This window comes from uncultured Campylobacter sp. (assembly GCF_937997405.1).
Lineage (GTDB): Bacteria > Campylobacterota > Campylobacteria > Campylobacterales > Campylobacteraceae > Campylobacter_B.
This window is the reverse complement of record NZ_CALKTL010000121.1, coordinates 1-23,669: the sequence shown is the minus strand read 5'-3', so window position 1 is coordinate 23,669 and position 23,669 is coordinate 1. Positions and strand designations below refer to the sequence as shown.

At 47.6% G+C, this 23,669-nt stretch carries 20 protein-coding genes and 2 pseudogenes; 15 read left to right on the top strand and 7 right to left on the bottom strand.

What is annotated here, in order from left to right:
- On the top strand, positions 1-244 hold a 244-nt coding region (locus Q0372_RS06505), incomplete at its 5' end, for a hypothetical protein (protein ID WP_298104000.1).
- A 278-nt stretch (positions 245-522) separates the two neighbouring features.
- Entirely contained in the window at positions 523-717 is a 195-nt protein-coding gene (locus Q0372_RS06500) for a hypothetical protein (protein ID WP_298103997.1), read from the top strand.
- Positions 718-781: 64 nt separating this feature from the next.
- Here the strand turns inward: Q0372_RS06500 and Q0372_RS06495 are convergent, their stop codons facing one another.
- Genes Q0372_RS06495 through Q0372_RS06470 form a run of 6 tightly spaced genes read right to left on the bottom strand, consistent with a single transcriptional unit; the run spans position 782 to position 5,513 of the window.
- Positions 782-1,579 (bottom strand): YgcG family protein, encoded by a 798-nt coding sequence (locus Q0372_RS06495; protein ID WP_298103993.1) that lies wholly within the window; start codon positions 1,577-1,579, stop codon positions 782-784.
- Positions 1,576-2,169 (bottom strand): hypothetical protein, encoded by a 594-nt coding sequence (locus tag Q0372_RS06490; protein WP_298103990.1) that lies wholly within the window; start codon positions 2,167-2,169, stop codon positions 1,576-1,578. The genes Q0372_RS06495 and Q0372_RS06490 overlap by 4 nt, the downstream gene beginning before the upstream one ends.
- Before the next feature lie 15 nt (positions 2,170-2,184).
- A complete protein-coding gene (locus tag Q0372_RS06485) occupies positions 2,185-2,898 on the bottom strand; it encodes a LemA family protein (protein ID WP_298103987.1) in 714 nt (237 codons plus the stop codon).
- A complete protein-coding gene (locus Q0372_RS06480) occupies positions 2,895-3,908 on the bottom strand; it encodes an alanine racemase (protein ID WP_298103985.1) in 1,014 nt (337 codons plus the stop codon). Before Q0372_RS06480 ends, Q0372_RS06485 begins: the two co-directional genes overlap by 4 nt.
- The gene (cmeU, locus tag Q0372_RS06475) at positions 3,901-4,146 is read right to left on the bottom strand and encodes a CmeU family protein (RefSeq protein WP_298103982.1); all 246 of its coding nucleotides are present in this window, start codon (positions 4,144-4,146) and stop codon (positions 3,901-3,903) included. The genes Q0372_RS06480 and cmeU overlap by 8 nt, the downstream gene beginning before the upstream one ends.
- On the bottom strand, positions 4,143-5,513 hold the full coding sequence (locus Q0372_RS06470) for a phosphomannomutase/phosphoglucomutase (protein ID WP_298103979.1): 1,371 nt from the start codon (positions 5,511-5,513) through the stop codon (positions 4,143-4,145). Before Q0372_RS06470 ends, cmeU begins: the two co-directional genes overlap by 4 nt.
- Positions 5,514-5,611: 98 nt before the next feature.
- On the opposite strand from Q0372_RS06470, the gene Q0372_RS06465 reads away from it, so the two are divergent.
- The 13 genes and pseudogenes from Q0372_RS06465 to Q0372_RS06405 all read left to right on the top strand — a co-directional run bounded on the left by Q0372_RS06465 (position 5,612) and on the right by Q0372_RS06405 (position 22,039).
- Positions 5,612-6,103, top strand: a complete 492-nt coding sequence (locus Q0372_RS06465) for a CreA family protein (RefSeq protein ID WP_298103976.1) — start codon at positions 5,612-5,614, stop codon at positions 6,101-6,103.
- A gap of 309 nt (positions 6,104-6,412) precedes the next feature.
- On the top strand, positions 6,413-9,808 hold the full coding sequence (ccsA, locus tag Q0372_RS06460) for a cytochrome c biogenesis protein CcsA (RefSeq protein WP_298103973.1): 3,396 nt from the start codon (positions 6,413-6,415) through the stop codon (positions 9,806-9,808).
- A 756-nt stretch (positions 9,809-10,564) separates the two neighbouring features.
- Positions 10,565-11,071 (top strand): ubiquinol-cytochrome c reductase iron-sulfur subunit, encoded by a 507-nt coding sequence (gene petA / locus Q0372_RS06455; RefSeq protein ID WP_177387024.1) that lies wholly within the window; start codon positions 10,565-10,567, stop codon positions 11,069-11,071.
- Positions 11,072-11,080: 9 nt separating this feature from the next.
- Positions 11,081-12,340 (top strand): cytochrome bc complex cytochrome b subunit, encoded by a 1,260-nt coding sequence (locus Q0372_RS06450; RefSeq protein ID WP_297922814.1) that lies wholly within the window; start codon positions 11,081-11,083, stop codon positions 12,338-12,340.
- Positions 12,341-12,342: 2 nt separating this feature from the next.
- A complete protein-coding gene (locus Q0372_RS06445) occupies positions 12,343-13,446 on the top strand; it encodes a c-type cytochrome (RefSeq protein ID WP_298103969.1) in 1,104 nt (367 codons plus the stop codon).
- A gap of 219 nt (positions 13,447-13,665) precedes the next feature.
- Positions 13,666-15,597 (top strand): FTR1 family protein, encoded by a 1,932-nt coding sequence (locus tag Q0372_RS06440; protein ID WP_298103966.1) that lies wholly within the window; start codon positions 13,666-13,668, stop codon positions 15,595-15,597.
- 14 nt (positions 15,598-15,611) lie between these two features.
- A complete protein-coding gene (locus Q0372_RS06435) occupies positions 15,612-16,133 on the top strand; it encodes an iron transporter (protein ID WP_005869331.1) in 522 nt (173 codons plus the stop codon).
- Between the two features lie 392 nt (positions 16,134-16,525).
- The gene (locus Q0372_RS06430; RefSeq protein ID WP_298103963.1) at positions 16,526-17,944 is read left to right on the top strand and encodes a Fe-S-containing protein; all 1,419 of its coding nucleotides are present in this window, start codon (positions 16,526-16,528) and stop codon (positions 17,942-17,944) included.
- Entirely contained in the window at positions 17,944-19,188 is a 1,245-nt protein-coding gene (locus Q0372_RS06425; RefSeq protein ID WP_298103960.1) for an ABC transporter permease, read from the top strand. Before Q0372_RS06430 ends, Q0372_RS06425 begins: the two co-directional genes overlap by 1 nt.
- Positions 19,175-20,308: an FtsX-like permease family protein gene (locus tag Q0372_RS06420; protein ID WP_298042050.1), complete on the top strand. Its 1,134-nt coding sequence runs from the start codon at positions 19,175-19,177 to the stop codon at positions 20,306-20,308. The genes Q0372_RS06425 and Q0372_RS06420 overlap by 14 nt, the downstream gene beginning before the upstream one ends.
- A gap of 1 nt (position 20,309) precedes the next feature.
- A pseudogene (locus Q0372_RS06415) lies at positions 20,310-20,948 on the top strand (ABC transporter ATP-binding protein); the annotation flags it as partial.
- A gap of 246 nt (positions 20,949-21,194) precedes the next feature.
- Positions 21,195-21,548 carry a hypothetical protein gene (locus Q0372_RS06410; RefSeq protein WP_298103955.1) on the top strand — a complete coding sequence of 118 codons (354 nt, stop codon included), beginning with the start codon at positions 21,195-21,197 and terminating at the stop codon, positions 21,546-21,548.
- Positions 21,545-22,039, top strand: coding sequence for a TlpA disulfide reductase family protein (locus Q0372_RS06405; protein WP_298103952.1), 495 nt, complete (start codon positions 21,545-21,547; stop codon positions 22,037-22,039). Before Q0372_RS06410 ends, Q0372_RS06405 begins: the two co-directional genes overlap by 4 nt.
- Positions 22,040-22,192: 153 nt before the next feature.
- Here Q0372_RS06405 and Q0372_RS06400 read toward each other — a convergent pair.
- A pseudogene (locus Q0372_RS06400) lies at positions 22,193-23,669 on the bottom strand (hypothetical protein); the annotation flags it as partial.

Here is a 23,669-nt window from a genome sequence, read left to right as displayed (position 1 = left end):
GCCCGCCTGCGCTCTTTTTTGGATCCGCACAAAGCTCGCGCGAGCAGGCGCGGCTCTTTGCTGCGCGCGTCCCGCCGAAGCCGTTTACCTCAAAAGATCAAGCGCCGATGCGACGCCGAGCGGAGTAGGGAAAAATTTTAAAAGCCTAAATTTTAAAAACCGAAACGCTACGAGTACAAATTGCGAGGCAAATCGTTACATAGACTTTAGTGCGGTACGACACGGATCGCAACATACGCCTTAAACATATTGTTGCAGCACATGCCAAAGCATAAACTTTAACGCAGATCGAGACTTAAATTTAAATATATGCCACGATATAAATTCTAGCGCGGATTATGACATAAATCTCGTCAAGGGTCACGGCATAAACCCAAGCATGGATTATTACGACATACGCCTCGGAGCGGACCTAGACATAAATTCTGACAGGCATCGCGCCGTGAATTTTAAAATTTCAAACGCAAATTTAAAAGCGAATTTAGCAGTTTTAAAAGCAGATTTAAGGACGGATTTCAGATTATGAAATTTTTAAATTTAAAAGTTGCTGCCGCCGTGTTCGCGCTACTGCTCGCAGGCTGCGACGGATGGAAGCACCATCTAAGCAGCGACGGTGCCTCGCTCGCCTCCAAGTTCGACCCCTCCGAGCGCACACTAAAGATCGAGGGCAACGACAAGCCACTCGTGCTGTTTTTCTACGCAAGTAGCCGAATTTAGAAATTCTGAAATTTTAAAATTTAGATAAAATTCTACGATTTGGAATTTTGATAAAATTCCGTAACTACCAGCTCCCGCTAGCACCGCCTCCGCCGAAGCTTCCGCCGCCCCCACTGAAACCGCCTCCGCTAAAACCGCCACTTCCTTTAAATCCGCCAAAATCCCCAGATGGGCTGCCTCTCATGCGCGATGAGCGCGCGATTTCGTTTATGATGTCTGCACTTGAGATTATATCCTCATCGCTTCTACTGTGGCGCGTCACGCGACGGCTTAGTATCGCAAAAAGCAAGACCGCAAAAAGCACCATAAAGATCGCAAAGTCCTTGTTGCTCGGATCCTGCTGCGCGTTGGCGTTAAGGGGATCAAATTTTATATCGCCGCCTTCGATCGTGCTAATGATCGCCGAAATCCCGCTAATGACGCCACTTTCGTAATCCTCCTGCCTAAAATAGGGCAGAATTTTATTGCTGATGATACGCTTGGCGCGCATATCGGTTAGCACGCCCTCTAGCCCGTATCCGACCTCGATACGCACTTTATGCTCGTGCGGAGCGACGAGCAGCAGTACGCCGTTGTCGCGCCCTTTTTGCCCGATACCAAGAGCGCGCGCCTGCTCTACGCCGATTTCCTCGATAGAGTAGCCACCGAGCGATTTTAGGCTTACGAGCATGATCTGGTTTGAGGAATTTTTATCGAAAGTCGTTAAAATTTCATTCAGGCTCTCTCTTGCGGCTGGGCGTAAAATACCAGCCTCATCAATTACAGCGGTGCCGTTTGGATGGGCTAGATACTCGCTGGGAGCGGCGGTGCTGACTACAAATAACGCCATTAGGGCAAAAGCAAATCTCCAAGCCACTCTCATCGCAGCTCCACCAAGGTCTCTTCTATCTCGTTATTTTCGCTATCTTTAGGCACTCGCATGGCTAGCTTGCACAGCGCGTCCATCGCCTTTAAAACAGCAGGCTCAAGACCTTGCGTGCTGGGGTTAAATTCCGTCGTGATACGTTCAAACTCAACCTTAGAGATAAACTCCGCCGCTCGCGCGCCGCAGATGATATGAGCGCAGCGCTCGCGGACGCAGACGCAAAACATTATCGCTTCTTTTACGCTGCCGTAGCGCTCGTAAAATTTTAGCATCGCAAACTCGCCCGAGAGCCGAAGTCTGCGAGATTTAGGCGTGATTAGAGTTAAAAGCGCAGGGCATTTAGCTAGCAGAGCTTTAATCGCAATGAAGCTAAGCGCTACGATTTGCAGTAGCTCAGCTTTGCTTATTTGCGGCACGAAGCACAGAACGATGCCGATCGCAAACGCCGTCACTGCCGCCGCGCTATAGCTAGCTTCGCAGTCCTCGCTTGCTTCGCGCGCGACCACGCAGACGATCTGCGCACCGCTTGCGGTTTCGGCTTTCGTGATTAGCTCGTGGATTTCTTGCTTGCACTGCTCGCTTAGCATTTGTCTCCCTTAGCGTTATTTAAACGAGACGCTAGGGGCTTTTTGGCTTGAGCTATCAGCGCTAAAGCTAGGTTTGGCGCCGCCTAGTCCTACGATGCGCGCGATGATGTTTGTAGGGAAGGTTCTAATTAGTTTGTTGTATTCCTGCACCGAAGCGATGTAATCCTTGCGCGCTACGGCGATGCGGTTTTCCGTGCCTTCGAGCTGATTTTGCAGGTCGGCGAAATTCTGATTTGCCTTAAGATCCGGGTAGCGCTCGACTACCAGCATTAAGCGCGATAGGGCCGAGCTAAGCTCGCCTTGAGCGCCGTTAAATTTCTCAAACGCTTCCGGATCTTGCGCTAAGCTTTCTGCATTGATATTGATAGCAGTTGCCTTAGCGCGGGCATTTATGACGCCTTCTAAGGTATCTTTTTCATGGCTAGCGTAGCCCTTGACGGTTTCTACGAAATTTGGAATCAAATCGGCGCGACGCTGATATTGATTTTGCACCTGACTCCACGCGGCCTTAACTTCTTCATCTTTGCTTACGAGCTTGTTGTAAACCGGCACTGCAAATATCGCAAACGCAATCGCCGCAATCACTAAGACGATTAGGGCTTTGATTAAGATATGAAGCCCTCCTTTTTGGCGCGGATACTCTCCTTCGCCAAAGTTCTCGCCTCGCGCGGATAAGCCTTTATCGTCGTAACCTATACTCTCGTTATTTTCTCCTTGCAGCTCTTTCATTGAAATCTCCTTGGGATGTTGGAATTTAATTTGACTAAAATTTCATATTCGATCGTGCCAAAGTGTTTTGCCCAAATCTGCGCATCGTCCAGCACGCAAACTCGCTCTCCGCCGAATTCTGCACAGAAGCTATCCATCGACATTTTTCCGAGCATTTTTTGCCCGCTTGCAAGCGCTAGCTCGCCCTCACCGTCGTAGCGAAATAGCCCGTCTGCGTAGCCTAAATCGTATGTGCCGATCCTCATATCGCGCGGCGCTTCAAATTTCGCGCCGTAGCCCACTCGCTGACCCTTTTTTAGCACGCGCGAGCTGATCAGATCGGCATAGAGCTTTAGCACAGGGCGTAAATTTAGGCTCTCGTCAAATTGCGGATATCCAAATTGCGCCATACCCACGCGCACGTATTCGTCCTCAAAGCCCGCACTTCGCTCGATAGCTGCGGAGTTGCTCGAATGAAATTTTAAATTTCTAAAGCCCGCGGCGGCGGCTTTTCGCCCCGCGAAACGCTTAAATTCTATAAAATTCTGTCTTTGTGCGAAAAAATCTCCACTTAGCTCGTCGCTTGCGCGAAAGTGTGTAAAAAAGCCACGAAGCTTAAATCCGCCCACCTTGCATAGCCTAAGCGCCTCATCTAGCTCGCTCGCAGCGATGCCGTTTCTGTGCATAGCAGTATCTGCAGCGATATAAATTTTAAGCCCTCGTTTAAGACGCGAGAAGTAGCTCAGATCATTTACCGCGTAGCAAAACCGCTCGTCCTCGTCCCCGCTTGGAATGTGCGAGAGCACTAAAATTTCATCAAATAAATCCGCGATCTGCGCAGCTTCCGTAGCACTTCGCGTTACGGCGCGTACGAAGCCTAGCTTTGCCGCTTCCTCGCAGCAAATCCTGCAGCCATGACCGTATGAATTATCCTTGGCTACCAAAAATACTCGCTCCGCTTCACCTACTTTGGCGGCGATTTGCGCTAGATTGTGCGCATAAGCGGCGCGATCTAAGATGATCTCAGACATCGAAGTCTAGCCCATAAGTGCGGTATAAATATGGCAGCAGCTTGCGCGCGGCGTAATCGTAGCCGTAGAATTTCGCATAAACTTCTTTCAAGCTAGCCTCATCTGCGCGCTCGAAATCAAATACGTCGGTATCCGCGATCTTTGGCACACGCTCATCTAAGAATTTAAAAAATTCCGCTCTCGCAGCCAAAAGCTCTTTTATATTTTTCTCAACCTCTTGCTTTTCAGATTCGTTCATCTCTGGTCCTTTAAATTTTCTAGTTTACCTAAAAATACGCGCTGCATCTCGTCGCGAAACTCGGGGCTAGAGGCCTCGAAGCGGGTTACGATCACAGGCGTGGTATTGCTTGCCCGTACGAGCGCCCAGCCGTCATCAAACCGCACTCTGATGCCGTCGATCTCGATAATATCGCGGATGGGCGGCAGCTCCGCGATGCCTGCGTGGATTTGAGCTTTAAGAGCTTCAATGATCTTAAATTTGCACTCCTCGCTCGTATTAAATTTTATCTCATCAGTGCTAAAAACTCGCGGCAGCTTGTCTAGCTCGGCGTCTAAATCATATCCTTTAGCTACGAGCTCAAGCACACGCATCATCGCATATACGCCGTCATCAAAGCCGAAATATCGCTCTTTAAAGTAAATATGCCCGCTAACCTCGGCGGCAAGGTCGATACCGAGCTCCTTCATCGCCTTTTTGATATTGCTGTGGCCGGTCTTGCCCATGAAGCTTTTGCCGATCTTATCGATGGTATCGTACATCGCCTGCGAGCATTTGACCTCGCCTAGGATGCGCGGATGGGTCATATTTAGGGCAAGTAGGCAGGCTAGCTCGTCGCCTTTGATATTACGGCGCGGAGTTAGCACGGCGATTCTATCGGCATCTCCGTCAAAGCCGAAGCCCAAGCTCACGCCGTCTTGCTTCATCGCAGCTTTAAGATCCGCTAAATTTTTCTCCTCGCTGGGGTCCGGGTGGTGGTTTAGAAAGTTGCCGTCTGGCTGCGGGAACAAAACTTTAGCGTTTAGCTCTAGCCTTTCTATGATTTTAGTAACGGTAACGCCCGCAGCTCCGTTTGCGCAGTCGATTATAAAGGGCGCGGCAAAGCCTTTTAAAGCTGCAAATTCCTTCTCAAAATATGCTAGATACTCGCTTAAGATGTCGTACTTCTGGGTGCTTATATCAGTTGGAATTTCAAAATTTGAACTCATCAGCTCCCGCACCTGCGCGCCAAGACGCCTTAAATCCTCGCCGAAGAAGCTGTCCGTACCGATCGTGATCTTAAAGCCGTTGTAATTTTTGGGATTGTGCGAGCCGGTAATCATTACGTTTGCGTCAAATTTATGCGTAAATACGCTAAAATAGCCCACCGGCGTCGGCAGCAAGCCGATCTTATAAACTCGCAGTCCGGCAAAATTTAGCCCGCTTACGAAATAGCCGAAAAGCTCATCCGCGCTAAGACGGGCATCGTACCCTACGCTAACGCGCTCAAGCCCGAGATTTGCGATATGTTTGCCAAGAGCGAAGCCGATCGCCTTTACGCTGCGCTCGTTTAGCTCCTCGCCCACGATGCCGCGAATATCGTATTCTCTAAAGATATCTTCGATCATAAAATTCCTTTAAATTTAAATCGCGGTATTTTATAAAAACTTGCTTAATATTTATATTATAAATGATAAAATCGCCGCTAAAATTCCAAAGGATGATTATGAAAAAATTTATTCTAGTAGCGATTTTAACGGCTTTTGCTTGCGCGGGCGATTACGAGCTCGTAGGTAGCGTAAATACTTCGTTTAGAATTTTTGGCAAAGACGATCGCATCGAAGTTATCGCGGTTAAAGATCCTAAGGTTGATGGAGTGACCTGCTACGTCTCTTATGCCAAAAAAGGCGGCGCCAAAGAGATCATCGGCGTGGAGGAGGACCGCTCCGAAGCCTCTGTGTCGTGCGTGCAGACAGCGCCTAAAATCATCATTAAAGAGGAGCTGAAAAAAGAGGATATTTTTGAAAAACGCAGTTCGTTGATCTTCAAAAAGACCCACGTAGTTAGGCTTTACGACGCGGTGCAGGGCTCGCTAATCTATTTGGTTTATTCAGATAAAGTGATAGATGGCTCGCCCAATAACTCGATCTCGGCGATCCCGTGCCACCAAGCCGTGGGCGACGTGTGCGAGCTCGCATATACCCAAGGCAAAAAATAATAATAAGGAATTCCGCAAAGATAAAATTTTATCGCAGCGGAATTCTAGATTATAAATTACGCGATGAGATGACGCACGAAATTTAATAGAATTTTGCCAAATTCTGCAGCATTTTATAAAATTTATCCGCGCCGTTAAATTCCTGCGCGAATGCCTAAGAAGAGAATTTTACCGCTTCATCAGAGCCATCTTAACGCATATTCGCGCTAAGCTAGTAGGCGTGCGCTTGCAAGTCGTAAAATGAAAAATTAAGCAATTTTTGCTAAAATCTCGCGATTTTGAAAACCCTCGTAAATCTAAAGGAAATCAATGAAGACATTTTTTAGTATGGAGTGCGCGTCAGTGATGCTACTGATTTTGGCGCTAGCCTGTGCAATCGCTACTTTTGTAGAGACCGCTTATGGCACGGAAGTAGCTTGGGCGATGGTTTATTCTACTGCGTGGTTTGGCGCGCTGATGGTGCTTTTGGGAGTAAATTTAACCTACAATATCTATCGTTACCGCATGATTAAGCTTCGCACTCTGCCTGCGCTAATCTTTCACGCGAGCTTTTTGTTTATGCTTGCTGGAGCAATTTTGACGAGATATTTTGGCTTTGAGGGCAATATCCATATAAGAGAGGGCAGCGAGAGCTCGATCGTAACGACTAAAGACGAGGTCGTTCAGCTCCTTACTTTAGGCAGCGACGGCGAGTTTATATCTGCTGACGAGAGCAAATTTTTAAACGGCGCAGGACGGATGAACTTCGATCTCAATCTAGACGTAGAGGGCAGGATCGCAAATTTAAAATTTAAAGAGCTCGTAGAACACGGCGAGCTAAAATGGGTGCAAGATCCGACCGGACAGGCCCCTGCGCGCGTGGAACTATTATTTTCAAACAATGTTGGCAGCCAAAATGTCTCCTTGCAATCAGGCGAAAGCATGGATATAGGCGAGCTTAGTATTACTTTTAATGCAGAGCCTAAAAGTAAGAATTTCATCTATATAAAATCCAAAGACGGCAAATTCTATCTAAACTCAAGTCTTGATATAAACGCTACTAGAATGGCTGATATGAGCACTGCACCGCTTAAGAGAAACGAGGATAATCCGCTAGGCAATCTCTTGCTTTACAGCTTCGACGGGATAAATTTCGCCCCTGTTAGTCTGCTTAGCTCCGCGGTCGAGAAATTCGTCCCGGTCGCTGCGAATTTACCGGGTGAGCCCGGCGTAGTAGCTACGCTAAGCTTTGCGGGGCAGAGTCGCGAAATCTACGTGCCTAGGGATTCGCATGGCGCTAGCTACAAGGTGGGTGATAAGAATTTCATCGTAGCCTTGGCGCCAAAGATGCTTCATCTGCCTTTTAAAATCGCGCTTCGCGACTTTGTGATGGATCGCTATCCAGGCACCAATTCGCCCTCCGGATATAAAAGCGAAATCACGTTAAAAGACGGCAATACGAGCTTTGATTATGATATTTTTATGAATCACGTGCTCGATTACGGCGGATACCGATTTTTCCAAAGCTCATACGACACGGATGAGCGTGGTACCGTGCTTTCGGTCAATAAAGACCCCGGTAAAGTTCCAACTTACATCGGCTATTTTTTGCTTTGCGTGGGGATGTTTTTTAACTTTTTCAACCGAGGCTCGCGCTTTTTCAAGCTCTCGCGCTTAATCAGCGAAAATACGCATCTTGCTCGAGAAAAAGATGTAAATTCTAAAAATTCCGCGTCTAGCTCGGTGCCCGTAAGCTCCGCAGAAAGCTCCATATCAAAACGCACCAAAAAATCGCGACGCGGCACTAAAGGTGCGGCATTAGCATTAGTAGGCGCATTGGCTTTGAGCTTGGCTGCATTGTATCCTAGCATAGCAAACGCCGAACAAAATTCCACGACTCAAAATTCTATTTTGCAAAATCCAGCGCCGCAAAGCCCGGCTAGCGTGCAAGATCCCGCTTCGCAAAATTCCGCGCCGAATTCCGCCGCCGAAAATTCCAAGCAGAGCTCCGCTTCGCAAGAATCTGCAGCGGAGCAAGACTCCGTCCCACCGCATAATTTTTCTACTATGGGAGGCGAGCTAGCCGTGCCGAAATTTGATCCTAAATTTAGTGAGGATTTAGCAAGCCTCGTAATTCAGGGATTTGATGGGCGAATGGAGCCTTTTGATACAGTTTCTAGGGAGCTTTTAAATAAAATTTACCGTGCCGACAACTACAAGGCGCCAAATGGCGAAATTTTAAACCATAACGCCGCTGCGCTTTCGTTTATGCTAAATCAAAGCTACTGGAGGCGTGCGCCGATCATCAAGGTTAGCGAGCCGGAGCTTAAGAAAATTCTAGGTATGGATGAGAAGCAAAGCCACGCCAGCATGATGGATTTTTTTGAATTTAAAGGCGGCGAGAGCTACTACAAACTCGATAAAATGGTCGAAGAGATCAACCGCAAGCCTTTGGGCAATCGCAGTGTGCTAGATAAAGAGATCATCAAGGTAAACGAGCGCGTAAACGTCTTTTACTCGGCGTTTATGGGGGATTATTTTAGAATTATTCCGGTTAAGAACGCTAAAAATAACGAGTGGCTTTCGCCGCTATATCTAGGCGATGCGCTGGATCAAAACGAATCAACTGAAGTTAAAAAGATGATGGGAATATTCGTTTCGTCCGTGGTCTATGCCCAAGAAAGCGGGGATTGGAGCGGCGCAGAAAAGATGCTAAGCTACGTCAAAAAATACCAAGCGCAAAACGGAGCAAATTTAATGCCTAGCGAGAGCGCGATAAAATATGAAATTTTATTTAATAAGGCTAAAATTTTTTCTCGCCTCTTTCCGATCTACACTGTCTCGGGATTTTTGCTTCTGATCTTTATCTTTCTTAGGATGATGAAGCCCGCTCTTCGCTTAGGCGGCGCGTTTAAGCTAGTTTACGTCGTAAATATCGTCGCTTTTATCGCGCATACCGCGGGTCTTGCGCTGCGCGGCTACGTCTCGGGGCACGCGCCGTGGAGCAACTCCTACGAATCACTCATCTATATCGCGTGGGCGCTGTCGCTAAGCGGAATATTTTTCTCGCGCAAATCTGCAATCTCGCTGGCGCTTACCTCGATAATGGCTGGCATAACGCTGATGGTGGCACATCTTAGCGACATCGATCCGCAGATTACCAATCTGCAGCCAGTCTTAAAATCGCACTGGCTTACGATCCACGTCTCGGTAATCACCGCGAGCTACGGATTTTTGGGGCTTTGCATGCTACTTGGAATTTTCACCCTCGTGATGTTTCTGTTCGATAAGAAAAACCCCGAGATCGCTCGCAATATCGCAGAAGCCACGCATATCAACGAAATGTCGATGATCCTAGGTCTTTGCTTGCTGACGGTGGGCAACTTCCTAGGCGGCGTGTGGGCGAACGAAAGCTGGGGGCGCTACTGGGGCTGGGATCCGAAGGAGACCTGGGCGCTCATTACGATTTTTATTTACGCGGTGGTCGTGCATTTTAGATTTATGCCTAAGCTCAATAATCAGTTCGCCTTTGCCGTAGCCTCGATGTTTGCGTATTTTAGCGTCATAATGACCTATTTTGGCGTAAATTTCTACCTAAGCGGCATGCATTCATACGCTAGCGGCGAGCGTATCCCCGTGCCCGGCTGGGCGTACGTGATGGTCGCTTCGATGGTGGCCCTTGCGATCGCGGCGTATTTTCGCTCGGGCAAATCGGCTAGGCTTTAGATAGGCGGGACCCAAATTTCAGAATAATAATTTTGAAATTTCGCCCTGATTTCGCAGCTTGCTGAAGCTTTAAGGATTTATGAAATTTATCTTTAAATTTTGGCTAGGCTTTAGGATCCCGCAGAATTTTATAGAATTTTACGGCTCGCGATTGCGCTAAATTTTGAAATTTTGCATCGTGGCATAATGCACCGTAAGGGAATTTTGATGCCTGAGACTTTGTGATGTCGTAAAATTTTAATGATTTGGAATTTGCACCGCTATGGGATTTTAATGTTTTAAATTTTACTTCTAGTGGAATTTTTTCATACGACGGAAGCGCGACGTAATTTAGAATTTTAAAATTTCAGCTAGCGCGCTAGTGCAAAATTCGCCCCGCCGCTGCCATAGCCGAGCAGTGAAATTTTAAGATTTGATTTTATAAATTCTATTTCGTCTGTAGCTTTAAATTTAAAATCTCGCGCTTTATGAAATTTTATTTATGGCGTCGAAATTTTAAAATTTTGCATGTCCTTGCCATAGCGAATTTCGCATGATAAAATTTTAAAATTTTAAATTCCGCGCCATGATAGAATATAATAGAATTTGAATTTATAAAATTTTAAACCGCGAAAACGCCTTGCTAGGCATTAAAATTATCTTAAAATATAATTTAGCTTGCAAGATTAAGCTAAATTTCTGCTTATAATCATATTGATTTAATCTTTATTTGGCTAAAATTGACGCTTGTCAATTTCTTAATTTGAAAGGATAAAGATGTCTGATCTAAAACAAGATAGACGAGGCTTTATCGGGCTTACTTTCGGCGCAGTTGCCGCTGTGGGTGGTGTTTTTGCGCTAGTGGGGATGAAGAAATCGTGGGATCCGCTACCTAGCGTGCGCGCTGCCGGCGTCACTACGGTAGATCTAAGTCCGATCAAAGAGGGCGAGCTGTATCAAACACAGTGGCGCAAAAAGCCGATTTTCGTGCTTAAAAAGACTGCCGATATGCCTAAAAACGATGCCCGCGATGTCGTCGTAGGAGATGCTAGATATACGCTTTGCATCGGCCTTTGCACCCATTTAGGCTGTATTCCTAGCTACAAGCCATCGACGCAACAATTCATCTGTGCATGTCACGGCGGAATTTTCGATGCTAACGGCGTAAACGTGTTCGGTCCGCCGCCGCGCCCTATGGATATACCGCCCTTTAAAATCGACGGAACGAAACTCGTTTTAGGCGAAGAGGGTCCCGAATACCAAGCCCTAAAGCAGAAAGCATAGGAGGCGCAGATGGCACATATAAGAAAAGCTACGGGAGTTTGGGATTGGTTTGACCAAAGACTCGCCGTAACGAAATTTTTCAAGGTGATGGTAAGCGAGTATTGGATTCCTAAAAATATTAGCTTCCTTTGGGCGATGGGCGTTATTTTGATGACGCTATTTATAGTTTTGTTCGTTAGTGGACTAATGCTCGTGATGTATTATAAGCCGGATGTAAATTTAGCATTTGATAGCGTAAATTTCACGATTATGAAGGAGGTCGAATACGGCTGGCTATGGCGTCATATCCACGCGGTATCGGCATCAGTTGTATTTTTGATCTTATACATTCATACTTTAGTAGCTATTTATTACCGCTCGTATAAGCAAGGACGAGAGATGATTTGGGTAAGCGGAATGCTGCTTTTCATCATCTTTTCGGCGGAGGCTTTCAGTGGCTATATGCTTCCATGGGGGCAGATGAGCTACTGGGCGGCGATGGTTATTACGAATTTATTCGGTGGAATTCCCGTAGTTGGCGATGCGATAGTCGAATGGATTCGCGGCGATTATGCTGTTAGTGATCCAACGCTGACGCGATTTTTTATGCTTCACGTCTGCTTACTGCCTCTCGTGGTGGTTGCGGTGCTGGCAGTGCATTTTTATTCGCTTAGATTTCCGCATGTGAATAACCTAGACGGCGAGGAGATTGACTTTGAGCTCGAGGGTGAGAAGTATCTGCAGGGCAAAACTAGCGAAAGTAAGGTAATTCCGTTTTGGCCGGGCTTTTTGGCGAAAGATTTTTTCTACGTCAGTATCTTTATGATATTTTTCTTTTATCTGGTCGGCTTTCACTTCGATTTTGCGATGGATCCGATAAATTTCGAGCCGGCAAACAGCCTCAAAACCCCGACGCATATCTATCCGGAATGGTACTTCCTTTGGGAGTATGAAATTCTGCGCGGATTTTACTTCGACGTAGGGCCGCTTAAGGCCGCCGACATCGGACTTATCGCCTTTGCCTTCGCTGGAGTTTCGCTGTTTTTTATCCCGCTATTTGATCGCAGCAGCGTAGTAGCGCCCGCACACAAAAACAAGGCGTTTTTCATCTGGTTTTGGGTTTTGGTAATCGACATGATTCTGCTTAGCCTATTCGGAAAGCTCCCTGCAGACGGCGCGGAACTCGGTATCGAAAACAAATACTGGGGCTTTGCCTTATCGATCATCTATATTGGATTGCTCGTCGTAGTGCTTCCGCTAATTACAATCGCAGAAAGAAAGAGGGTCTAGCCATGAAAGAGATAAGAACCCTAATCTTGGTGCTTTTTTGCGTAGGAATTTTATACTGGTTTATCGAGCCTTATGCTCATACTAAGCTCAGTCCGCACACCGATCCGGTAAATTACGATTTTGCAGCAGGCGATACGGCTTTAGCCGCGCATAACGTAGCCGCAGCAGAAAGCGCTTTGGCCGCAGCTGAAAAAGGCGGGGATGAGACGATGATAAAAAATTCTAAAAAAGCCCTAGCCAGTGCGAAAGAGCAACAAGACAAAACGGTGCTTTTTTGGGACGAGATAAATAAAATAGATCTTAGCAAAGGCGATGCCGTGCGCGGCGCCGAGACCTTTACAAATGCAGGCTGCACCGCATGTCATGGAATAAAAAGTGCAAATATCCCCGCTCCTATGGACGCGGCAAGCGCTAGTGCCGCATACGGCGTCAATCCTCCGGATCTTAGCAGCGCAGGCTATCTATACACCGATAAATTCTTAGCTGCGCTCATCAAAGATCCGATCATGGCTCTTAAGCTAGATCAGAAATTTGGCGACGAAAAGCCTTTTCCGATGCCCGGGTTTTTCGGTGCGGGCGGTGATCTAAATCAAGAGATCGCCGATATCGTAGCCTATCTAAAATCACTCGCTCCTAGCGAGGATAAGCTAATCGCCTCTGAGGCTGCTGCTAGCGGCATCAAGCAAGGCACCGAACTAAATGAAGCGCAGAAAAAATTCCTTTTAAGCAAGGCGGTTTTTGAGGATGCTTGTCTAAGATGCCACGACGTCAAATATGATAAGCTCTTTGCATCCAGCGACAAGGCTAGCTTGGCTGCGTATATGGGCTCGACGCCTCCTGATCTTTCGATGATGATCCGTTCTAAGGGCGCCAACTATCTGCACGAGTTTATCAATGATACGCAAAAGAAGCTTCCAGGCACTTCGATGCCGCGCGTAGGCTTGAACGAAAACGCTGAAGCCAAGGTCGTGGAGTATCTGGCTGACGTAGGCGACAGCAAAAAAGCTGAGCGTGAAGCTACAACCATAAATATTATGATCTATTTCTTGATCCTTTCTGTTTTTGCAGGTCTTTGGAAAAGTAAAATTTGGTCGAAACTTCACTAAAATTTTAGCAGTCGGAGTAAAATCTGACTGCCTTTTAAAATTCCGCCATATCCTAAATTCTATTAAATTCCATCTATCAAAAAGCTCTTGCAATTGAGAATTTAGCCGCTTTCGTGCTTTATGATAACCGCTTTTTTTATTACTTTTTAAGATTTTTCTACATATAATTGCCGCTCGATTTTGAAATTTAATGTATGAATTCAACTCAAGAAGGTTCAGATGAAATTTTTTAAATTTGCGGTTTTAGCTCTAATTTTTCCGCTTGCTATGCTTTTTGCGGATACGGATTATCGCGCCGAAGCAGCGACGATAAAAGAGAAATTTGCTCAAGCGATCAAGCTTTATGTCGATGGTAATAATTCTGAGGCTAGAAAGATAACTCAAGAGGCGTATTTTGGGCATTTTGAAAATCTGGAAGCCGGCATTCGCATAAATTTAGGACAGAAAAAATCCTACGATATGGAGAAGCAATTCGGCGATATCCGTAAAGCGATCAAAGCCGAAAAGCCTCTAAATGAGATCCAAGCGATGATCGATAATCTAAATCGCGAGATTGATGAGGTTCTACCTGCGATCGAATCTGGTCATCGTCTCGTAGCCGAGTATCAAGACGGAGGCGACGGCAGCACTTCTGCACCAGCCTCAGGCGGGAATTCCGCAGCATCAGGTACAACTTCGCCTTGGATGAGCGTCTATACGAAATTTAAAACTGAGCTGGATAACGCTAAAGCTGCGTTTGATAAAAAAGACACTGTTGCGCTAAAAGCTGCGCTAAATCGCGCTAAATTTGATATCTACCGCAACGAACGCCTAGAGGAGGCGGTACGAAAATATGTCTCGTCTCAGACCGATCAATCAATCCAGCAAATCATTGGAAATCTATTGCGCGAGGATGCGGATACGGACAAATCAAAATTTGACGAAGCGATAAACGCCCTAGATAATCTAGCATTAAAAGCCGTAAATGATTTGCCGCAAGAAAGCTACTCCATAGCGCCACAGACTGCGTTAGCACAAAGCGATACTAGCGAGGATGAGGGTAAGGATTTTACGCCGATTGTGCAAAATATCAAGGATAAGATGGCTAAGGTTTTGCAGCTTTACGAGAGCGGCAAGGTTGATGACGCGATCGACGAAAGCGGCAATATTTACTTCGACGAATACGAAGAGAGCGGTATGGAAAATATCGTTGGCGCCAAAGACACACAGCTCAAACTAGACACCGAAGCAAGTTTTAATAAAATTTCAGCTCTTATGCGCGCGGGTGCTTCCAAAGAGCAGATCGTAGCGGCGCAAAACAAGCTATTTGATCAACTCACCCAGAGCCTAGAGCTAACGAAAAAATCAAGCAACTGGGATCTATTTTTATACGCGTTTATCATCATCTTGCGCGAAGGATTTGAAGCGCTCATCATCGTAGCCGCAGTCATCGCTCTACTTATAAAATCCGGCAACTCAAAGCACCTAAATATCGTTTACAGTGCTCTTGGCGTCGCGGTTGTGCTAAGTATCGCTACGGCTTACGGGCTGAATTATATCTTCGGTAGTGAAAATGCAGGACAAACGCGCGAAGTGATAGAGGGCGCGGTGATGTTAATCGCCGTAGTTCTGCTATTTTACGTGGGCTTTTGGCTTCTTTCAAATGCAAGCTCCAAAAAGTGGAGCGCCTATATCCAAGGTCAAATTTCAAACAGCCTAAGCTCGGGCGATAGCAAGATGCTTTGGTGGACGGTATTTTTAGCGGTTTATCGCGAGGGCGCAGAGACGGTGCTATTTTATCTGGCACTACTTTTCGATGCTAAAAGTCCGGCAGCTACCAGCATGGTAGCAGCAGGTTTTGTAGCGGGTCTGGCGGCTCTTATCATAGTTTATATCGTCATCAAAAAATTCTCGCTTAAAATCGCTATCAAGCCATTTTTCATCGCTACATCGGTCATCATATTTTATATGTCCGTCGTATTTGTGGGCAAGGGCGTGATGGAGCTAGTCGAGGGCAAGGTATTCGTGCCTACGGTGATAGACGGGCTTCCTACGATTACGTGGATCGGATTTTATCCTTACGTGCAGAGCCTCGTGCCGCAAGCGGTGATGATCGTGCTTCTAATCGTAGGAATTTTGATCTTAAAAAATAAGCAAAAAAACAAATCTTAATAAGGAGAGAAAAGATGAAAAAGATTTTTTCAGGTATGTTGGCGCTAAGCCTAGCCTCTGTTATAGCAATGGCAGGAGAACATCCGATCGGAGAGCCGATTGAGCAAAATGGAATGGAGATCGCTGCTGTGTATCTTCAGCCTATCGATATGGAACCTAAAGGCATCGATCTAGCTCCTAGCAAAGCGGACATCCACCTTGAGGCGGATATCCACGCTATCAAAGGCAACGCAAACGGATTTGGCGAGGGCGAGTGGATCCCTTACCTAAAGATCGCTTACGTGCTTAAAAACCTAGATACAGGCAAGATCCAAAAGGGAAATTTTATGCCGATGGTAGCTAGCGACGGCCCTCACTACGGCGCCAATATCAAGATGGTAAACGGCGTAGGCAACTACGAGCTAACCTATAACATCGAAAATCCAAGCGCCAACGGATTCGGACGCCACGCAGACAAAGCGACCGGCGTAGGCAAATGGTGGGAGCCGTTCTCGGTTAAATACACTTTCCAATACACAGGCGCTCCTAAAGAGTAAATCGTAGCGGGCTTCGCCGAGTCCGTTTTCGGCGGAGCCCTAGCGGTATTGGGTTTTAGCCGCATGCTTTAAATTTAAGGCGGTTACTTTGGCCCATTTAAAATTTAATCGCTACGCCGCAGCCAAAGCGCATCGTTTTTGCTTTAATGCGTTTAAGCTTACGAATCTTTTTAGCTGCGGCAAAATTTTAAAATTTAGCGCACCGCAAGGACGAGATAAAACCAAAGCAATAGCGAGGCGAAATTTCTCTTTGCGGGCGGCTCTTGCCGTTGCGAACTTTTTTGCAAGCGGATTTGAAATTTTAAAATTTACAAAATGGCGTAGGTTTTAAAATTTTAAAATTTAAGCAATTATAGGCGATTTACGCGCATTAGACTCGATGAGGATTTTTAATGACGATATTTTTTTATCACGTTAGCTTGGCTCTATTTCCGCTCGCGTTTTTAAGCGCGTATCTGGGCGGCAGGCGCTTTATCAGCGCATCGTTTTTGCCCGCGCTTTTGGGAGCTGCATTCGGGGCGCTGTGCTTTAGCGCATTTGCGCGCTCGGCAAACGCCGATACGGGCAAGATCGTGTTTGATGCGCTCGCACTTTTAGCGCTGCTCGCGCTACTGCTTGCGTTTAAGTTTAAGCGATTCTATCTTACCGCTATAGTTATTTTTGCTCTTGGTTGCGCGTATGGATTTGAATACCGCTTCATAGGGATGAATTTTAAAATTTTCTCCGGCGAGCTACTGGACAGCTTCAGCCTAACCAACCTCTTCATGGCGGTTTTAGGTGCGCTGGCGCTCATTTTATTCTATTTTATTTATCGCTCAGCTCTAGCGCGTACGAGTAGAGGTGCAAAGCTGGCGTCATTCGCTCTTGCGTGGGCGTTTGCCTTTATCGCCAAAATCGGCTTTTTGGGCCTTGATCTGCGCCAGGCAGACGCGCCCAAAGCGCTAGCTGCGAAGGGTTTTGAAGGGCTTTCAAACGCGATCGGCTCGTCCGAGTTTCTAAGCGTCATCGCTAAAATCATCCACTACAACAACTCCTATCTGACGCTAGCTCTTTGCCTTATAGCCGCGCTAATTGCGCTACTTACGGTATTTCGTGCGCCAAGTCGAGTGCCTCGCGAAGCGGACATTATAAAATTTAGAGAGGTTAAGGCAGGCAGATTCGCCATTTTTAGAGATTTTAGCCTGATCTTGTCGCTTGGGGTTTTAATCAGCTTTTTGGGACTTTATTATATCTTGGTCGCTTCAAAACCGCCTACGATCGATGAGCCTAAGATTATCGAGCCGCAAGGCGCGGAATTCATAATCGATGCAAACATCGTAAAGGACGGCAAGCTGCACCGCTTTGCCTACGTCACCGACGACGGACATAAGGTCAGATTTTTTCTACTAAACCGCTTCACGGACAAATTTGCCCCGGTCGCAGTTTTTGACGCGTGCTCGATCTGCGGCGATATGGGCTATATTAAAAAAGGCGACGAGCTCATCTGCATCGCTTGCAACGTGCGTATCTTTTTGCCGAGCGTCGGCAAGCTGGGCGGCTGCAATCCGATCCCGCTGGATTATAAGCTAGAGGGGCAAAATATCGTCATCGCGCTTAAGACGATTGAAGACGGCGCGTCCTATTTCTCGGAGATTGTGGATAAAAAGGTGATCGATCCGGTCAGCAGAAAAGAAATTTTAAACACCTCTAAATTTAGCTATCTTTACTACGGACGCACCTACTTTTTCGAAAGCGAAGCGAATGCAAACGCCTTTACCGCGCATCCCGAGCGCTATGTAGATGAAAACGGCACGCTAAAGGAGCTTAAATAATGTTTTTACGCATCATCAAATCCTCCATTTTAAACTCCAGGGATAGCAAAATTTTAGCGTTTTTGACGATATTTTTATCGGTTTCGCTGATCGCTTGCATGCTAAATATCACGCTAAAAATTGGCGATCAGGTCGCTAAGGAGCTACGTAGCTACGGCTCGAATATCGTCGTGCTACCGCGCTCGCAAAGCCTAAGCATCGAGATCGGCGGGCGCGAATACTCGCCGCTTAAAAACGATGATTTTTTAAAAGAGAGCGAGCTGCATAAGATCAAAGAAATTTTTTGGCGCAACAATATCACCGCCTTTGCGCCCTTTTTAACTACCCACGCAGGAGATTACGACGTCGTGGGAACCTACTTCGAAAAGGACGTGGGCGTTAGCGACGAGCCTGATTTCAGATCGGGCGTGCGCTCGCTCTATCCATTTTGGAGCGTAGAGGGGCAGTGGGTAAAAGACGGCGCCGAGAATGAGGTGCTCGCAGGAGACGGGCTTGGACTAAAGATCGGCGATACGGTTAAGCTTGGAGATTATGAGGCTAAAGTCGTTGGGATTTTGCACGGCGCGGAGGATGAAGCTAAAAAGCTGATCGCAAATTTATCGCTAGTGCAAAAACTAACGCACAAAGAGGGCCTCATCGCCAAGGCCGAAGTTAGCGCCATGACGATCCCAGAAGACGATCTGTCCGTAAAGGCAAGAAGGAGTCTCGATAATCTAGACGCCACAGAATACGACACATGGTATTGCTCAGCATACGTTAGCTCCATCGCATATCAGATCACCGAGGAGTATCCAAACGCGACCGCTAAGGCGGTGCTTAGCGTCAGCGAAGCTCAAAGCGGCATCACGAAAAAAATTCAAAATTTAATGGGCGTCGTAAGTATCTTATCTCTGCTGATTTCAAGCATCTGCATCACGAGCCTGCTAAGCAGCGAAATTTACAAGCGCAAAAAAGAGATCGGCTTGCTTAAGGCGCTGGGAGCGAGCAACTTTATGATCTATATCCAGTTCGCCGCCGAAATTTTCGTCATCTGCGTAGCAAGCTCACTCGTGGGCGCAGTCGTGGGCTACGCGCTTAGCTGGGCGATCGCGTATCAAATTTTTGGCTCCTTTATCGGCGTCTCGCTTATGGTCTTTCCGCTTAGCATCGTCTTTGGACTTCTTATTTGCATTATCGGCTCGATTCTACCGCTACGCGGAGTGATCAAGCTACTGCCTGCGGAGGTGCTTTATGGCAGGAAATAACGGCGCGTTTTTCAGAAGCGCGATCTTTAAAAGTATCATCAACAGCGGCATTCGCAGCTTCGTGATTTTTGTCGCGATCATGCTAGGCAGCGCAGTTTGTGCGGCGTTCGTAAATATCTACGCCGACATCGATAGAAAGGTCGCCAGCGAGTTAAACAGCTACGGCGCAAATTTAATCGTAAGCCCCGCAAATTTAGAAAATTCCCATATGGACGAAGCAGCGCTCGATGCGAAATTTGCTAAAATTCCAGCTCTAAAAAGCGCAAATAAATATCTTTTCGGCAGCGCAAATTTAGGCGTAAACTCAGGCATCATCATGGGGGTAAATTTCTCCTCTCTGCGCGATACTATGCCGTTTTTGGATCTTAAAGAGGGTTCGTTTATCGGCGTGGATTTCGACGATAAAAACGCGCTCATCGGGCAGGATCTTGCTAAGCTTTTGGGCGCGAAGCTCGGCGATAGTATCGAGATCACGCCGATCGGCTCAAACGAAACGAGCAAGGTAAAGATAAAAGGCATCGTCTATGACGGGCAGAAAGAGGACGGCATGCTGCTAATCTCGCTACCGCTGGCGCAAAAAATTTTAAATCAACCCGCGCAGGTAAATTACGCCGAAGCGATCGTAAGCGGCGATTTTAAGCAGCTAAGCGAAATTTCAAAAAGCCTGAGCGACGCGCAGATGAGCTTCGCGCCGATCGGTAAGGTATCCAAGACTCAGGGCATCATCCTAAACAAAATCAAGCTTTTGATGCTTCTTATCGGCATTACGATCCTTCTGATCACCTCGGTCTGCATCAACACGAGCCTTAGCTCGATCCTGCTTTCGCGCATCAAAGAGTTCGCGCTCATCCGCGCAATCGGCGCGAGCAAACAAAATTTGCTCCACCTGATCCTGAGCGAAATTTTAACCGTCTGCGTCGCAGGCTCGCTAGCTGGAGTATTCGTGGGATACCTGCTCGCGATCTTGCTCGGGCATCTGATATTTTCAAGCAGCGTGGATTTTAGGCTGATTAGCCTCTTTGCGGCGGTCGCGCTGAGCCTGATTTTTGCGCTCGCGGCAAGCTACTATCCGATCAAAAAGGCGCTGAATCCGAATTTAGCGAATCTATTAAGGGAATGACATGGAAATTTTAAAATTTGAAGGTATCTGCAAATACTTCGGCGAGGTTAAGGCTCTCGATAATATCAGCTTCGACGTTTTAAGCGGCGAGTGGGTCAGCATAATGGGCCCAAGCGGCAGCGGCAAGAGCACGCTCGTAAATATCCTAAGCCTGATGGACACCCCCACCGCGGGCAGATATATCCTAGGCGGAGCCGACGCGAGTGCGCTAAACGACGAGCAAATTTTAGAATTTCGCCGCAAAAAGATCGGTCTCGTGTTTCAGCAGTTTCACTTAATTCCTTACCTAACGGCCGTCGAAAACGTCATGTTAAATCAATACTACCACAGCTGCGTGGACGAGGACAGCGCCAAAGCGGCACTTGAGAAAGTAGGGCTCGGACACCGCATCACGCACCGCCCTAGCGAGCTTAGCGGCGGCGAGCAGCAGCGTGTCTGCATCGCGCGCGCACTCATAAATGACCCCGATATAATCATTGCCGACGAGCCTACGGGCAACCTCGACGAGGCCAACGAGCGCGTGGTTTTGCAGCTCTTTCAAACGCTTCGCAGCGAGGGCAAGACGCTGCTTTTGGTCACGCACAACGAAGAGCTCGGCAAATTTGCCGACAAAGTGGTACGCCTAAGACACGGCAAGCTCGATCGAATAGAGCTTTTGGATCAAAGCACGATGAAGCATAATCTCGGCTCGCAGGATAAAATTTCAGATCGCGATCCAAACAAAAGCGCTTCGCAAAGCTCTAGCGCCGAAGCTGCGAGCAAGCAAAATCCCGCCTCGCAAAGCTCTGGCGGCGAAGATCAGAGTGCCGAAAATTCTAACGGCGAAAATCAAGGTGCTAAAAATTCAGGCGCGCAGAATTCCAATGCGTAAAATTTAGCTCGCATGATGAAAAATAAAGCTACGTTAAAATTTAAAAATTTTACCGCCCGCCCGCGCTCTTTTTGGGTTCACTTGCAGTTTGCGCGAGCAGGCGCGGCTCTTTGCTACGCACGTCCCGCCGAAGCCGTTTGCCTAGAAAGACCAAGCACCGTTGCAAAGTCTAGCGGAGTGGGTAAAAATTTAAAAAATCAAAATTTTAAAAACCGAAACGCTACGAGCGCAGATTGCGGCGCAGATCACGGCATACGTCTCAGCCTGGGTCGCGATATAAATTTCCGTCCGGATCGCGCCGCAAATTTTAAAATTTCAAACGCAAATTTAAAGGCAGATTTAGCGCGCCCGAAGGCGGATTTTAGATGATAAAATTTTTAAATTTAAAAGTTGTCGCCGCCATACTTGCGCTGCTGCTCGCGGGTTGCGACGGGCAGAAGCACCATCTAAGCAGTGACGGCGCCTCACTCGCCTCCAAGTTCGACCCTTCTGAGCGCACGCTAAAGATCGAGGGCAACGACAAGCCATTCGTGCTGTTTTTCTACACTAGCAGCTGCGGCGCGTGCAAGGAGCAGGTGCCTGCGCTAAACGAGCTGCAAGCTAGCGGCGACGCGCTGATCATCGGCGTTTTGGGCGGCGGTAAAGGCCTGGAAGCCGACGCCGCGGTCGCTCGCGAAAAGGGGATAAAATTCCCAAGCGTCAGCGGTGCGAGCTCGGTGAAATATTTCGAATCCATCGTAGGCGGCATTTTCGGCACCCCTACGTCGGTGATCTACGATAAAAACGGCAAAGCGGTCAAAAAACTCATCGGCCTCTACCCCAAATCCGCCTTCGAAACGCAGCTCAAGCTTATGAATTAACGAGCAGAATTTGATGCAGCTAGCTTTTGCGGCGGCGGATCGCAAATGCCCACTAAAATAACACTTCGAGTTTAAAATTCCTTTCAACTTGCAGATGCCTTTGCGTTTAAATTTCAAAGATCGCACGGAGGCAAATTTAATCCGCATAAAGCGTTATTCTGTGATTTTGGTGGGCTCGCCGAATAGCCTATTTATCTCGGAGATCAAAATTTCCTTGCCGTCCTGCGCGCCGTTTGCGAGCTCGGCGAGGCCTGCCTTGGCGGCGCGCACGCTCTTACTCGTGTCGCGAGGCTTTGCGGCATAGTTTTGCGGATCGGTGGATCTTAACAGATCGTCCTTCTCCCCGTCGTCATCTCCTGCGGAAATTTCGGAATTTTGCAGCTTGGAATTTGAAGCGGAATTTTGCGAATTGGAATTCGTCGCAGAATTTCGCTGTGCAGAATTTTGCGTCGCAGAATCCGCTACGGATTTTTCCAAATTCTGCCGCTCGGAATTTCTTGCCGCATCAGTTTGCAATTTTGCGGCTTGCGCCTCATCTGCGACGGAATTTATTTGCGGTGCACAGCTCTGCTCGCTCTCTTGCGCGCCGGTTAAATTCCTATGATCTTGCTCGCCTGCTTGCGTAGATTCGGGATTGTCTTGCATGCTGCTAGAGGTGGGGCTTTCAGTAAAATTTTGCGACGCGGAATTTACAGGGCTTTGCGAGGTCGAATTTGCAGGGCGCGCAGTATCGGCGCCGGATTCGAAAGCCGCGCCTTGCGTAGAATTCTTGCTTTGCGTAGCGGTTGCGCCGCGTGTGGAATTCCGATCGCGCTTGCTTTGGGCGGGATCATCGCCGTTTTGTGGCGCGCTTTGCTCGATTTTTATTTTTGCGTTCTCGCCGAAAAGTGATTTTAGCACGCTATTGATCGCTCGCGAACCCTTGCGTAGGTACTCTCTGTCCTGCCCCTGCGCGCGCGAGAGCAGATACAGCGTGCCGCGCTCGAACTTTAAAAATTCCACGCACTTGCTAAATTTCTCGCCCAGATCGTAATCGCGGTCGTAAATTTTGGCTAAAAAATTCTCGTAAATTTCATTTTGAGCGCCCGTTTTAACGGAAGAGTTAGAATTTTGCGCCTGCGCCGCCGCGCCCGGTTTGATCTCGCCGCCTGCGTCAAGGCTCTGTTTTGCCGCACCGCCCGCACCGGAGTTTTGTGCCGAGCTTGCGGGACGTTTTGCGCTCGCAGTAAAGCTCGGCGCTCCGCTTGTCGCGCTACTCTGGTCGCTCGGTGCAAAAGCCGCGCCGCCCGGTTCGTTATTTGGCGCAAATGACGCGCTTTGGTTGGAATTCGATCTAAAATTCGGCGCAGAGCTTTGCGCGTTTAAATTAGGCGCCGAAGCGGAAGCATAGCCCTCGCCTTGATCCAGGGATCTTCCGACCTCTATGAGCTCGTCGATCTCGCGCAGATTTACCGCCTCCATCATCATAAAGATCATCATAGAAATCGCGTAGGTGTTGTCCGGGCTGATGGCGAGCATGCTCTTAGCGCCCGCTAAAATGCGGAAAAACCGCTCGTACATCAGCAGGCTAAATTTCGCGTCGCGGCGCAGGAATTTATCTTTTAAATTTGCGATCATCTCGTCGATTTCT

What these genes read in the sequence shown, in the direction of transcription:
- Q0372_RS06500 (WP_298103997.1), top strand. Translation starts at nt 523, where the DNA reads ATGAAATTTTTAAATTTAAAAGTTGCTGCCGCCGTGTTCGCGCTACTG.
- Q0372_RS06440 (WP_298103966.1), top strand. Translation starts at nt 13,666, where the DNA reads ATGAAATTTTTTAAATTTGCGGTTTTAGCTCTAATTTTTCCGCTTGCT.
- Q0372_RS06450 (WP_297922814.1), top strand. Translation starts at nt 11,081, where the DNA reads ATGGCACATATAAGAAAAGCTACGGGAGTTTGGGATTGGTTTGACCAA.
- Q0372_RS06490 (WP_298103990.1), bottom strand. Translation starts at nt 2,169, where the DNA reads ATGCTAAGCGAGCAGTGCAAGCAAGAAATCCACGAGCTAATCACGAAA.
- Q0372_RS06480 (WP_298103985.1), bottom strand. Translation starts at nt 3,908, where the DNA reads ATGTCTGAGATCATCTTAGATCGCGCCGCTTATGCGCACAATCTAGCG.
- Q0372_RS06405 (WP_298103952.1), top strand. Translation starts at nt 21,545, where the DNA reads ATGATAAAATTTTTAAATTTAAAAGTTGTCGCCGCCATACTTGCGCTG.
- ccsA (WP_298103973.1), top strand. Translation starts at nt 6,413, where the DNA reads ATGAAGACATTTTTTAGTATGGAGTGCGCGTCAGTGATGCTACTGATT.
- Q0372_RS06425 (WP_298103960.1), top strand. Translation starts at nt 17,944, where the DNA reads ATGTTTTTACGCATCATCAAATCCTCCATTTTAAACTCCAGGGATAGC.
- Q0372_RS06470 (WP_298103979.1), bottom strand. Translation starts at nt 5,513, where the DNA reads ATGATCGAAGATATCTTTAGAGAATACGATATTCGCGGCATCGTGGGC.
- Q0372_RS06410 (WP_298103955.1), top strand. Translation starts at nt 21,195, where the DNA reads ATGAAAAATAAAGCTACGTTAAAATTTAAAAATTTTACCGCCCGCCCG.
- Q0372_RS06435 (WP_005869331.1), top strand. Translation starts at nt 15,612, where the DNA reads ATGAAAAAGATTTTTTCAGGTATGTTGGCGCTAAGCCTAGCCTCTGTT.
- Q0372_RS06495 (WP_298103993.1), bottom strand. Translation starts at nt 1,579, where the DNA reads ATGAGAGTGGCTTGGAGATTTGCTTTTGCCCTAATGGCGTTATTTGTA.
- petA (WP_177387024.1), top strand. Translation starts at nt 10,565, where the DNA reads ATGTCTGATCTAAAACAAGATAGACGAGGCTTTATCGGGCTTACTTTC.
- Q0372_RS06420 (WP_298042050.1), top strand. Translation starts at nt 19,175, where the DNA reads ATGGCAGGAAATAACGGCGCGTTTTTCAGAAGCGCGATCTTTAAAAGT.
- Q0372_RS06445 (WP_298103969.1), top strand. Translation starts at nt 12,343, where the DNA reads ATGAAAGAGATAAGAACCCTAATCTTGGTGCTTTTTTGCGTAGGAATT.
- Q0372_RS06430 (WP_298103963.1), top strand. Translation starts at nt 16,526, where the DNA reads ATGACGATATTTTTTTATCACGTTAGCTTGGCTCTATTTCCGCTCGCG.
- cmeU (WP_298103982.1), bottom strand. Translation starts at nt 4,146, where the DNA reads ATGAACGAATCTGAAAAGCAAGAGGTTGAGAAAAATATAAAAGAGCTT.
- Q0372_RS06465 (WP_298103976.1), top strand. Translation starts at nt 5,612, where the DNA reads ATGAAAAAATTTATTCTAGTAGCGATTTTAACGGCTTTTGCTTGCGCG.
- Q0372_RS06485 (WP_298103987.1), bottom strand. Translation starts at nt 2,898, where the DNA reads ATGAAAGAGCTGCAAGGAGAAAATAACGAGAGTATAGGTTACGACGAT.